This is a genomic window from Ferdinandcohnia salidurans (genome assembly GCF_042680725.1).
In the GTDB taxonomy this organism is placed as follows: domain Bacteria; phylum Bacillota; class Bacilli; order Bacillales; family Bacillaceae_L; genus Ferdinandcohnia; species Ferdinandcohnia salidurans.
Genome location: NZ_JBHUEK010000034.1, coordinates 359583 through 371384, shown reverse-complemented (window position 1 = coordinate 371384; position 11802 = coordinate 359583). Strand labels below are relative to the sequence as shown.

Genomic DNA, 11802 nt, shown 5'->3' with positions numbered 1-11802 from the left:
CCGTATACCGAACGGTACGTACGGTGGTGTGAGAGGTCGGCGCGGTAACGCGCCTCCTACTCGATTATGGAAGTTATTCAACTAAAGGTGCAGAACAGTCTAACAGTGGAGGTTTATTATGTTCGTGCTTCATATGCTATTGGCCATAACGGGTATGGCAATGTTGATTTTAATTCTAACTCTCTTTGCATACAAAATACTACGTAACAAAAAGAACTATTACTCTTGGTTTATCCTAGTGGTAATCGTTTTCTTTTTAGGAGTTGCCCTTTGGCAAAGTTTAAGTCGTTTCAAATAAGACCTTAATTTTTATTCAAGTAATGGAGCAGGTTAGTTGAATAATTTATGGAATTTTAATACGAAATAGAACTTCCGATTATTCGGGGGTTCAAATTTTTTTATGTACTATCAACCATGTAGTGTAATCTATGTGGCTATATCTGTAAAGTGTTCCTCTTATATTGAAATACGAAAATTCGATTGTTAAACTACTTTCGAAACATGGCTATGTAACACGTTGAACGAAAGGAGGCTGCAATTTGAAAATCAAACTTGACATTAGTAATGAGCGTTATGATGAAATCAAATCTGCACTCGAAGAACGAGGAATTGAAATAGATGATACTGCCGACTTGGTATTAAGTGAGACTAACAGTTTCATTGATAATCTGACTGTGAGAGAAAAAGGAACAAATGCGCGGATCATTTTATCGGTAGAGGATATTGTTTGTATCGAATCGTTCGGTCATGCAATTGAGGTACATACGCAAGAAACACAATATCTAGCTACCGACCGATTATACCGAATTGTCAGTCTTCTTGACCCGACAAAATTTTTGCGTATAAGTAACTCTGTAGTAATTGCAAGGAATAAGGTTAAACGAATTACACCTACTCTTTCGTCGAAGTTTATCCTTACAATGATTAATGGTAAACGTGTTGATGTAACAAGAAGTTATTACTACATCTTCAAAGAATATTTCGGAATATAGAGGAGGCAATTACATGGTTTTTCCTATTTATTTTCTTGCACTGTTTGCAATTTTAATTATTTTAGTTGCTACCGTTATTGTCTATTTTCAAGTCTATAAACGGCATATTAATAGGGCTTTAGGAGCAACCGATGGCAAGCGAACTTCAATGGTTCCTCCATATAGAGTCGCTATTGTAATGACCATAATAGTTTTACTCATTGGCATACTGATTAGCTATTTTGCGGGATATGCTAATGCCTATAAAGATTATGAAGAAGATGCATGGGTAATGTCACACTCTGATATTCAGACATTCTATGCAGAAGTAAAAGAAATTGGCGAGAACTCTTTATTAGTTGAAGGTATTTCCCTCAATGATGAGAATTATCGAGGGGAGTTTCAATATGATGTATGGGGAGAAGTGAGTATATATCGGCAGGATACTCTTATCCAGCTTTCTGATTTGTCAGAAGGTAATTTGATTTCAATCACACTAGTCACCGACCGTACAGGCATTACAAATATCTTCAAAATTCAGCTATTATCTGACAAAAAGTAACCTTGTGATGTCGATTGTGGCAATCCTGTTGTTTTATTGAAAATAAAGAAGCAGGTTAGTTCAATAAGAAATCCCAAGAGGTGGAGCATTTACTATAAAGAAAGATTTGAATTATTAGTGTCTAATAAAAAGTAATGCAAAAATTGAGATGATGCACGTTAGTAATATTAAGAGACATAAATAAATTATAGGGAGGTATCGTTATGTGGATAATATTTGGGGTTATTGCAATAGTAGTAACTTTTATAAATCTTTATATGTATAATGCAGGAAAGGATTATAAGCTGGCTATGGCGATGGGGTTATCATTTACAGCCTTAACGCTATGTGCAGAATACAGTCTGGTGTCGGAGTGGGTAGAAGTGGAAGACTGGGCAGCTTTAATGGATGTAGTACCTAGTATGGAAAGAGCATTATGGTTTTTGACAATTGTTTCGATCTTACTAAATATAGCACCTATACTTTTAGAACGAAAAGGTAAGAAACAATGACTTATTGTCACATCATTTATATAATATACAATTATTGTGTAAGTCTTTATGTATAACAAACGGTTGCGATAATTGAATAAGGCACATAGAGTTATAATGTGAATTTGGAGTGATACGGTGAAAGAATATTATCTGGCAGTGACGTATGATGTTTGCGAACATAATAATCTATATGTTGATATGAACGAGTACCCATTAGATATGTCTATTGATTTAGATGAGCAGATAAGCAAATTCGCAAAAATGGATGTTGCTCCCTTAGTAAAGGTTTATGAATCAAATACCAGTGATTTTAAGGAATTAAGATTGTACAAAGAATATAGATTCAAGGAATATGAATGCGGATGTAATTAGTAGTGATGTTCAACTAAAGGAGTCCGTTGATCTAAGCAAGGTAAATAAAGGAGATAAAATGGAGATTAGAAAACTTAATAAAACGGATAAACTACCAATAGAATTGTTATTATTGGCTGATCCCTCAAGAGAGATTGTTGAGGAATATGTTAATAGGGGCGAATGTTTTGTAGCTGAACGTGAACAGCAAATTATTGGAGTTTATGTATTACTTCCAACAAGACCAGAGACAGTGGAACTTGTGAATGTTGCAGTGGTTCAAGAGCAACATGGTAGAGGTATAGGCAAACGGTTGGTAATGGACGCAATTCAGGTAGCTAAGACAAAAGGCTATAAAACAATTGAAATTGGAACTGGAAATTCAAGCATCGGGCAACTGGCTCTTTATCAAAAATGTGGCTTTAGAATAGTTGGTGTTGATTTGGATTTTTTTGTTAGGCATTTCCCAGATAAAATCTTTGAAAATGGTATTCAGTGTAGGGATATGATTCGTTTATCTCAAGATTTATAGGTTAAAATAGTAAAAGTTATTGAACAAACGAGCAGTATAGAATAAGAAGCAGTAGTTTCATTTGGTGTATTAATAAAGGGGGGATGGATATGTTTTTCTTTAATAAAGAAGATGTTTATATAGGATTTTCAATGGAAGAATTATCAAAGGTGAGAGCAATTTTAGAAAGAGAAGGCATTAAATCTTCCTATAAAACTATTGACCCTTCGGGAAAATGGTTAGGACCTGGTACATCAAGAGGAAACTTTGGAAGTTTCGGAATTAACAAGAATTTCGAAAAACAATATGTTGTTTCTGTTAGAAAAAAAGACGCAGGGAATGCAAAGTATTTTATTAATAGTGTTTTGTATTTATAAGGTATTTCACTAACGAAGCAGGTTTGTATAATAAGGATTGTTAAAGAATATATAAATTCACTTGTATTATGAGGGAAAAGAGGTCGATATTATGGAATTTGTTATAATGGTTGGAATTGTTGTCATTGCAATTTCTTGTTTATCAATTGATGGGAAGTTAAGAAAAGTAAGCGAACAAAACATAGAAATTATAGAACTATTAAAACAAGGTAAAGAAAAATAAACATTGTTGGTTTATTGAAAACTAGAGAGAAAAAAGAAAATATAATCAAGGAAAACTATCTGCAATAAAAAAACGACGGAAAGTCCCGCCGCTTATAGATTTAACAATATATCGTTCATTTGATTTTCGAATTTTTGCAGAACGTCTTCGTCTTCACCTGCTTTCGTGAATGCAAGGTCATATGCAGTTCGTTGCCAATCGTCAAATGCTTGTGTCATGCCTGCTGCTTCAATCGCAGATTCAAACCAATTCACGTAATGAAGAACGGAACTTGCAAGCGTCATTTCAGCCGATCTATCGTCTTGATAACTTCGGTATTCCGAACCGTCCGCCCAATTCTTCGCAATGTCCTTCACGAAAACATCAAGTGTTGCATATTCGGGAATTTCTAACGTAAATCTATCCAAATTGTTTCGTGCTTCAACGCTTCTTGGGTCGGATAATTCGCCGATTCTATCGTGAAATGCGTCCAACTTTGCCCACGCTTCGAAATATCCGTATGCGTCTCCATTTGTCCGTGCTTCGGTTATGCCCTTGATGGTTTCGTCAATCAATGTGTTCAACGGCGTATTTTCTGACATAGCCTTCACGGTTTCCAAGATTGGAACGTCACGTTCTACTGATTGTTCAAGAAGTTCTTGCGGATAGAAGCCTTTTTCAAACGTGTTGTAATGTAGTAACGAACCATATGGAAGATTGAATCGGATTTTCTTTTGAAGTGCTTCGTTTTCTCGTAGATAGACATCGACCGCCCGGTTGACCGTGGGATTGTCTTTCATTGATTCGTGACTTGGTTCTTCGTTCATTTCAACCGTTTCAAGATAGGCCGTCACTTTTTCGGACATTTCTGGCGTGAATACTTGGTTTTGAGGATAATTTGCAATCAATTCATTGATCTCTTCCTTCGTGGGTGCATCTGCCTTTGCTTTGGTCGGTGCGTCAACATGCGTGAACCCTACGACTAAACTACCACCGACAAGAACCGCACTCAATACTAAAAAAGCTTTCGATTTCATTTTCTATTTATTCCCCTTCTTCCATAATTTTTCCTTTTTTTAGTCTAACATAATTATTTTTCAATTTGGAGAATTTTTCATTTGGTTTTTCAGAAATAACTGGTAGATTAATAGCAACTTGGATAAATCATTTCTTAAAAACAAAACCTAAGAAGCAGTTTTTAATGCATGCTTCTTAGGTTTTTAAATAAATCAAATATACAATTATTACTTAGGTTCTAGCAAACAGGGAAGTAACCTAATAAATCATCATTTCTATATTAAAGGCCGTTCCTGTAAGTATAAAGCTAAATCTGGACAGTCACCCTCAACTATTTCTTTTACAATAATCTTTGAGAGTAGTTGGCTGTAGACGGTCCCGTTATCACCAAAGGCAAATAGAAAATAGCTATTCGGATATTCCGGGTATTTACCAATAATCGGAATTCCGTCCACTGTGCCTCCATAAAATGCAGCTAAGTAATATTCTGCCTCAACCTTTATAGTAGGAAACATTTTATTAAATTCTTCAACGAGTTTATTCTTTTTGTGAATTAATTTGCTATCACGATCTTCAGGATATGTCGTATTATCATCAAGTCCGCCTATGATGATCCGGTTATCTCTCGTTGTACGCATAAATAAATAGGGCCGAGCTGTTTCCCAAATGAGTGTTCTGTTATACCATTCGGAAAGATCATCGACGGGATTGGTTGTTACCGTAAATGTACTAACAAAGGAGGCTTTTTTTTCTTTTTTGATTTCCATGCCTTCATAACCTGCTGCAAAAATAACATAGCGTGCTTGTATAGTAAATTTGTTCTTTGTAGAAATTACCATCTTACCTCGTTCATCATCATACTTGTGGCCGTTCATTTCCGTATTCTCAAATACACGAACACCTTTTTTAGCAGCATAATCGAAAAGTGCATGGGTGAATCTGAAAGGATTGATTTCTGCATCATTATATGAATAAATAGCTGCGTCCCTGCTAAAAGGATATTTTGCCTCAATCTCTTCCTTCGATAAAAAAGTAAGGTCAAAGTTATGTTCCTTTAAGAATTCATATTCTTTTTTTAGTTTTTCAACGTCTTCCGCACAACTAGCGGAATAAAGGGTATCTCTTCTGTTAAATTCACAATCAATTTCTACATTCTCTGAGCTGGCCTCGATTTCATTAATCGCTTCCTTTAGTAATTGTAAATGCCTTTCTATGTAATCCTCTCCAAAGGTGTTGACCAAATCTGTAAACATTTTTTCACCGGAGTATTGAATGAGGGCGGTATTCGTACTTGTACTACCACTTCCTATACTTTCTTTTTCAATTACAACGACATCTAAATTCGTATCAGCAAGATAATATGCACACTGTGCCCCAGAGCTTCCTCCTCCAATAATTAATACATCACAAGATAGGTTTTCTTCCAAGGCAGGATATGATGGAGCATCAGGTAAAGTAATGGGCCAATAATAAGATCCAGACTGTAAATTCATTTTTATCCTCCAGTTTTACGAAAGTATAATGTTAATATATCCAACCGTATTTTGTACATTCAAAAGAGTACTTACTGGGTATGGTCATGTGAACGGACAAATGAGGGGCTCTTAAAAGTAAATGATCCAGAATGCATTGGTGTTGTGAAGTATTGCACATAGAGGATATAATAGTTTTAAAGGGATAGTTGAAAAATAAGGGTAGATTTGATGAATGAATACAAATGGGTGACTGGAAGGATGTTATTTATTGCAATATGCTTGGTTAATAACCGAGTAAAATACTAAAACTAACAGAGGGTTAACTCAAGCTAGAAGGATAACGGGGTGATGTTATGAGTAAAGCTAAAGGAAAAGGCGGAACAGGTAGAGGGACAGACAAAAAAGGTTGGAATCGTTGGCAAGCTAGTGCAAATAAAAAAAAGAGTGCAAAACCATATAAAAGTAAAGGTGTAAAAAAAACGGGTGATTAATATAACCCCACGACAAAATGTGAAAGTCATTTTTTGGAAAAAGAATCTTTTTTTCTTATTCAAGTAACGAAGCTGGTTAGTAAAAGAAGAACAAGATGTCTAGATAGGTTTATCAAGGGTCGCTGTTGTAATGATTGAAATGTGAAAATAGGAGAAATTGATTATGAATTGGGGAGATATATTAGTCGAATCTAAAGCCTTTAAGATTATAATAAAAGGAGCCTTTTGGTGTACTATTGCCATAGGTTTACTTATTATCTTTATGATTGGTAATTTTCTCTTTAAGATAAATAATTTAGATTATAGGTTTGATGATGGAGAACTACATCCTCCAATTGAAACTTCGATAAACAATGACCAATTTAACTGAACTAACGGGTAGCGCGAGCTGAAGATCAGAGCTATTCTACAGGCAGCTTTTCTTGTTGTACTAACGGAGCAGGTTAGTTTAAAAACAGTCTATTATTGTAAAAAATAAAGTTATAACTAAATAATGGGAAAAGTTTTTATTTTGTTCTACATAATCTGCCCCTCAGCACCAACAAATCGGCCTCAATGTTTCAACAAATTCCCCTCCAATGTTTTATGCAAATCGATAATAAATCAATAAGAATGTACTTAGCACAAATAAAAAGTTTAAAAAAACAAATATCATTTGGTCCAATCGGGTCTTATGCATTTTGACTGGTGGATGATAAAAGGAAATTCCTTCGATAATGAAAATTACTAAAACAATATGAATCATCCCATGTCCCACTACTTCAGTGTAGCCAAATATGGTCGTTGTCAAGATAAATAAAATGGTTACTACAACAGCCAACAAACGGTTGAGAATACCAACGACTAATAGGTAACCAACGACGAATTCAATAAATGCCGATAGAACAACAAATAGTTCAGGGGCAAAGCCAAAAGTCGGGACATGATGGCGATGAATAATATCGGTAGTCATAAAAGGATAAACCCATTTTTCTACTGCAACCCAACATAAACTTAAACCTGTTCCGAGGTAAAGAAATGGAAACCCTGCCGTCTCTAATTTTGTTCTCCCCACCAATAAAACACCAATAATAGCAAGGTAAAACCCATAATCTAACATATGAAACCAACCTGAATAATTCCAAATATGAATAAATAAACCAAGCATCAATATGGAAGCTAATTTTGTTGCAAAATGATGAGGAATTAATAGTAAAACGATAATCACCCACATCAGAATTGTTTGCCAAAGATGATGAATAGTGAACTCAGGAGCAAACATAGTTCTATTAAGCACTTGTAAAATAAAAGCGAGAGCTGTACCATATTTAAGAATATAACGAGAGTATTTCCGATACCCATCTAACTTCATATCGATTGTGGCGACACCGGGAATCTTCATCAACTGTGGTATGAATTGTGATAATAATGCTAAAAAAAGAGCAATTAATAAGGATAACATAATGAATTCTATTGAAAGAATTTTTTCAATAGGAACCTTTTCTGGTTCTTTCTCGGTAAACCATTTTACATGTGCGTTTACAATAATTGGTGAAAAACAAATCAACCCAAATAAAAGAATAGAATCCCATTTCTTCAATGGATATACCCCTCCTTTTTGTATCAAAGTTCAAAAATTATTATTCCTTAAGAAGTAGCCGATTATGTCGTCGTTCATTGTAAAAGACAAAAACTTAGAGAGTGAAGAGGTCGTATTATCATTGGAGGGGAACTATTTGAATAGTGATGTCCATAACTCCTTGTGGTATCTGTCAGGAAAGACTTTGTTACTGGGGAGAAAATGTGAAAAATAAAACTTAATTACAGGGTGATAACTTGGATTATATATTTGCGTTTGGAATGATAATTTTAGGACTAATAGTATTAGTAGCTACAATTTTTAAATATTCAAAGGATGAACATAAAAAAGACAATTTTTCTAGCGGTAGTTACGATTTGTTTGGTTTTATTTTTAGTTTGATCATGACCATTTTTCCGTGGTGGTTTGCTAAAACTATTTTAATTTTAATAAGCATTGGGGTTGTTTTTGTAGGTGTAATGATGTTAATAACAATTTAATTTCTTATTGAATTAACGGGTTCAATACTTCAAGAAGGAAGTTTTGCTATTCTTATTGAAGTAAAAAAGCGGAATAGTTGAACAAGGATTTATATTAGTTTTGTAGAATTGTAAAGTTCAATACAGAGTTTTGCTATCTTAGTAGTAAGATCAAACTTGAAAGTACCAAACAAAGACAAGGAGTGAAGTTATGAAATTTCTGCTTACTTCTGGAGGCATCAATAACAAAAGCATACGCGAAGCGCTAGTTGACATGCTTGGCAAGCCGATTGATGACTCCAACGCCCTGTGCATCCCTACTGCGATGTATGGACACCCTTGGGTTGGCCCAGGTGTTAAAGCCTGGCAGTTTATCAGTGGGAAAGAAGAGAATCCCATGGTCAACCTCGGTTGGAAATCCGTCGGCGTGTTGGAGCTCACAGCGCTTCCAAGCATCGACGAAGACCGCTGGATACCTCTGGTACAGGGGACAGATGTATTGCTGGTGTCAGGCGGCGACGCACTTTACCTGTGCCACTGGATGCGTCAATCCGGGCTTGCAGACCTTTTACCATCACTGAACTCAGTCTATGTGGGAATGAGTGCTGGGAGCATGGTGTTGACACCTAACATAGGGGAATACTTCGTTGGTTGGACTCCACCAGGCGGTGGAGATGAAACACTGAGATTGGTTGATTTTTCAATCTTTCCGCATCTTGATCACGAGATGCTGCCGGGAAATACCATGGCTGCCGCAAAGAGATGGGCAGCCGGGATGCAGGGACCTGCGTATGCGATTGACGATCAAACTGCAATCAAAGTCATCGAAGGAGAGGTAGAAGTTTTATCCGAAGGGCATTGGAAACTGTTTACACCTTGATCATACTATACGGCCGTTTCTTGGTATTATCTCACGCGATAGTGGGATAGTTGAAAATATATGGAAACTTAATGGCGCGATTCTTCAATATAGAAGAATCGTTTTTTCTTAATCCACAAATGGGTGCGTTGATCTAAGGATTAACGCATTTTTTGTTGAAGTTATTCAACTAAAGGTGCAGGTACACGAAGAAAAACTATTTCCTATATTCGTTAAGATTTCAACGATTTTAGAAGAGTCATACTTTTTTTAAAACATATATGATTTTCTCGGAAAATATCGTATAATTTAGCAGAAATTATTTCGATGGAGGAAATTTATGAAGAATAACAATCAATTTATAAGACAGTACGATTTAGATTGGATAAAGGTATTGGCTACTTTATTTGTGTTTCTTTATCATTGTTCAATGTTTTTTAATCCTTATGATTGGCATATAAAGAATAACGTCATTAATCGGTCTTATATTGACTTTTTTTCCCTCCTTGTCGGAAATTGGATTATGCCAATATTCTTTGTGATTTCAGGAATTAGTACATATTATGCCTTACAAAAAAGAAATTCTCAAAGTTTTGTAAAGGAAAGGATTGTCCGTCTTGGAATCCCTTTACTTCTAGGAATTTTTATTTTGTCACCCCCTCAAGTATATATTGAAAGAATAACAAACAATCAATTTTATGGCTCATTCTTTAAATTTTTCCCTCATTATTTTGATGGATTATATTTAGAAATCGGCGGAACAGGTAATTTTGCATTTTTTGGACATCATCTTTGGTATCTATTGGAGTTATTACTTTTTTCGATGATCACATTACCTTTCTTCTTGAATGTCAAAAAAGGTGTAGAACGTAAAGCCTTTGGGACTTTTCATTACTTAATTATGCCAATCCCTTTAATGATAGTGGCTTTGACTGCCAATAACGTTTTGAATTTAGCTAGTTGGGGAATTATCTTTTATTTAATTTTATTTATTTATGGCTACTATTTCTTTTCTAGAGAATCTTTAAGGAAATTTGTACGTAGAGTAGGAGTTTTTGCTGGATATTTAAGTGTAATTAGTACAGCCGTGTATATATTCTGGGCTATGTATGTTGGGTTTCCAATGAATTTCTCGTTAAATTGGGGTATTTTTATGATACTTCGAGTTATTTTGGTGTGGAACGTTCTTTTCTTTATCTTATATCTAGGTGATAAATACTTAAACTTCATTAATAGCACGTTAAAATATACAAGCGAAGCATCCATGCCTTTTTATGTGCTTCACCAACCTATTATTATTATTTTGGGATTTTTCATCTATAATTTGGAATGGGCAGTTCCTGTTAAAGTGGTATTTTTTGTCCCTGTTGCATTTACGATAATTATTATTTTATATCACTTTATCATTCGAAGATTTAATTTGTTAAGAGTCATGTACGGTTTAAGAATAGCCAAAGAAAATAAAATTATGACAGAAAAAATAAGAACGAGTCTAAAAAATTAAACCTTGTAATATCATACTATCAGTTTTATATAAAGGAAATATGCGAAGTTATTTTTATAAATATGATAATTATAATAGGAACGGAAAAGTAAAAACGAGGAAGGTCATGCTAATTTGCTAAAGCCGTTTATGTATAACTAATAGGCTTCCTCATTATTGAGCTAACGGGTGCGTTGATCCAAGAAGGATTAAGGCACTTTTTTGTTGAAATTAATCAACTAACGGGGCAGGATAGTTGAAATAAAAAATGCTAAAATTAAAACAAATTATTTTGTGAGCGGTGAAGTAAAAAATGTTGAACCTGTTGGAAAAGGTGGCTGTATATGAACTTGGATTGGGAATAGGGTATTTTAAACTTCCTAAAGTAGTTGAATGGGTTGATTTAATGATTTTACAATTGGACTCATCTGAAATACCTTATCAATTTTACGAAGTTTCGTTATCGAGTAATAAAAAAATAGATGACGTTATAGTTCTTTTAAGTGAAATTACAAGAGGAAACCACGTAGAAACTGCATCGGAAGTTATTTTAGGTCTTCTATATAAATCATTTGAGAAAACAGAAATTGATATTCAGCAAGTGGTTGCTTTGATGTATAGTTTAGCTTGGCAACGAAATATTGAAGATGATTTATTTTTAAGAATAAATGGATTAGACGCCGAGTATGAAATGGCAGTGGATGGTTATGGAGATATGCAATCTATAATAAAAGAAATACAGGAATTTTTAGGGAGATATGAAATGTACTATGAGTTAATATAGTGCTTGTTCAGCTAACAGGTGCAAGAGTTAAAGATCCAGCTGCTATTAGCTGAGCAGCTTTTTCTTGTTGAGCTAAACGAATCGTTCGAGCGATTGGAAAGCAACAGTGAACCAGGTAACAGCCAAGCAGCAAAATTATTGATAACATAAATGCAACGGCTGAAGGACTTAATTTAGCTAAAGAATATAACTTACCTGAAGAAAAACTT

18 protein-coding genes are annotated in these 11802 nt (G+C 34.7%); 14 read left to right on the top strand and 4 right to left on the bottom strand.

Going from position 1 to position 11802, the window contains the following annotated elements; all coding sequences use genetic code 11:
- Positions 1-118 precede the first annotated feature (118 nt).
- The 8 genes from ACFSFW_RS24120 (at position 119) to ACFSFW_RS24085 (ending at position 3468) form a co-directional block, all read left to right on the top strand.
- Positions 119-298, top strand: coding sequence for a hypothetical protein (locus ACFSFW_RS24120; RefSeq protein WP_388042196.1), 180 nt, complete (start codon positions 119-121; stop codon positions 296-298).
- Between the two features lie 241 nt (positions 299-539).
- Positions 540-992: a LytTR family DNA-binding domain-containing protein gene (locus ACFSFW_RS24115; protein WP_388042194.1), complete on the top strand. Its 453-nt coding sequence runs from the start codon at positions 540-542 to the stop codon at positions 990-992.
- A gap of 13 nt (positions 993-1005) precedes the next feature.
- Positions 1006-1533 carry a hypothetical protein gene (locus tag ACFSFW_RS24110; RefSeq protein WP_388042192.1) on the top strand — a complete coding sequence of 176 codons (528 nt, stop codon included), beginning with the start codon at positions 1006-1008 and terminating at the stop codon, positions 1531-1533.
- Positions 1534-1736: 203 nt separating this feature from the next.
- Complete coding sequence (locus tag ACFSFW_RS24105; RefSeq protein WP_388042190.1) at positions 1737-2024, top strand: hypothetical protein; 288 nt, start codon at positions 1737-1739, stop codon at positions 2022-2024.
- A gap of 117 nt (positions 2025-2141) precedes the next feature.
- The gene (locus ACFSFW_RS24100) at positions 2142-2378 is read left to right on the top strand and encodes a hypothetical protein (RefSeq protein ID WP_388042188.1); all 237 of its coding nucleotides are present in this window, start codon (positions 2142-2144) and stop codon (positions 2376-2378) included.
- A gap of 58 nt (positions 2379-2436) precedes the next feature.
- Complete coding sequence (locus ACFSFW_RS24095) at positions 2437-2889, top strand: GNAT family N-acetyltransferase (RefSeq protein ID WP_388042186.1); 453 nt, start codon at positions 2437-2439, stop codon at positions 2887-2889.
- Positions 2890-2978: 89 nt separating this feature from the next.
- Positions 2979-3245, top strand: a complete 267-nt coding sequence (locus tag ACFSFW_RS24090; protein ID WP_388042184.1) for a hypothetical protein — start codon at positions 2979-2981, stop codon at positions 3243-3245.
- A 91-nt stretch (positions 3246-3336) separates the two neighbouring features.
- Entirely contained in the window at positions 3337-3468 is a 132-nt protein-coding gene (locus ACFSFW_RS24085) for a hypothetical protein (protein WP_257215871.1), read from the top strand.
- 92 nt (positions 3469-3560) lie between these two features.
- Here ACFSFW_RS24085 and ACFSFW_RS24080 read toward each other — a convergent pair whose 3' ends face one another.
- Both ACFSFW_RS24080 and ACFSFW_RS24075 read right to left on the bottom strand, forming a co-directional pair.
- Positions 3561-4484, bottom strand: a complete 924-nt coding sequence (locus ACFSFW_RS24080) for a hypothetical protein (protein ID WP_388042183.1) — start codon at positions 4482-4484, stop codon at positions 3561-3563.
- 255 nt (positions 4485-4739) lie between these two features.
- A complete protein-coding gene (locus tag ACFSFW_RS24075; protein WP_388042181.1) occupies positions 4740-5957 on the bottom strand; it encodes an NAD(P)/FAD-dependent oxidoreductase in 1218 nt (405 codons plus the stop codon).
- A 335-nt stretch (positions 5958-6292) separates the two neighbouring features.
- Between ACFSFW_RS24075 and ACFSFW_RS24070 the strand changes: the two genes are divergently transcribed.
- Together ACFSFW_RS24070 and ACFSFW_RS24065 are read left to right on the top strand one after the other, a co-directional pair.
- Positions 6293-6430, top strand: coding sequence for a DUF3934 domain-containing protein (locus ACFSFW_RS24070; protein ID WP_388042179.1), 138 nt, complete (start codon positions 6293-6295; stop codon positions 6428-6430).
- A 163-nt stretch (positions 6431-6593) separates the two neighbouring features.
- Complete coding sequence (locus ACFSFW_RS24065; protein WP_388042177.1) at positions 6594-6800, top strand: hypothetical protein; 207 nt, start codon at positions 6594-6596, stop codon at positions 6798-6800.
- 213 nt (positions 6801-7013) lie between these two features.
- Here the strand turns inward: ACFSFW_RS24065 and ACFSFW_RS24060 are convergent, their stop codons facing one another.
- Complete coding sequence (locus tag ACFSFW_RS24060; RefSeq protein ID WP_388042175.1) at positions 7014-8009, bottom strand: DoxX family membrane protein; 996 nt, start codon at positions 8007-8009, stop codon at positions 7014-7016.
- A 236-nt stretch (positions 8010-8245) separates the two neighbouring features.
- Between ACFSFW_RS24060 and ACFSFW_RS24055 the strand changes: the two genes are divergently transcribed.
- From ACFSFW_RS24055 to ACFSFW_RS24040, 4 genes are all read left to right on the top strand, one after another.
- Positions 8246-8488, top strand: coding sequence for a hypothetical protein (locus ACFSFW_RS24055; RefSeq protein WP_388042174.1), 243 nt, complete (start codon positions 8246-8248; stop codon positions 8486-8488).
- 190 nt (positions 8489-8678) lie between these two features.
- Positions 8679-9347, top strand: coding sequence for a Type 1 glutamine amidotransferase-like domain-containing protein (locus ACFSFW_RS24050; RefSeq protein WP_388042173.1), 669 nt, complete (start codon positions 8679-8681; stop codon positions 9345-9347).
- A 319-nt stretch (positions 9348-9666) separates the two neighbouring features.
- Positions 9667-10830 (top strand): acyltransferase family protein, encoded by a 1164-nt coding sequence (locus ACFSFW_RS24045; RefSeq protein ID WP_388042171.1) that lies wholly within the window; start codon positions 9667-9669, stop codon positions 10828-10830.
- 292 nt (positions 10831-11122) lie between these two features.
- Positions 11123-11593: a hypothetical protein gene (locus ACFSFW_RS24040; protein ID WP_388042169.1), complete on the top strand. Its 471-nt coding sequence runs from the start codon at positions 11123-11125 to the stop codon at positions 11591-11593.
- 7 nt (positions 11594-11600) lie between these two features.
- On the opposite strand, the gene ACFSFW_RS24035 is transcribed toward ACFSFW_RS24040, so the two are convergent.
- Complete coding sequence (locus tag ACFSFW_RS24035; RefSeq protein ID WP_388042168.1) at positions 11601-11741, bottom strand: hypothetical protein; 141 nt, start codon at positions 11739-11741, stop codon at positions 11601-11603.
- Positions 11742-11802 lie beyond the last annotated feature (61 nt).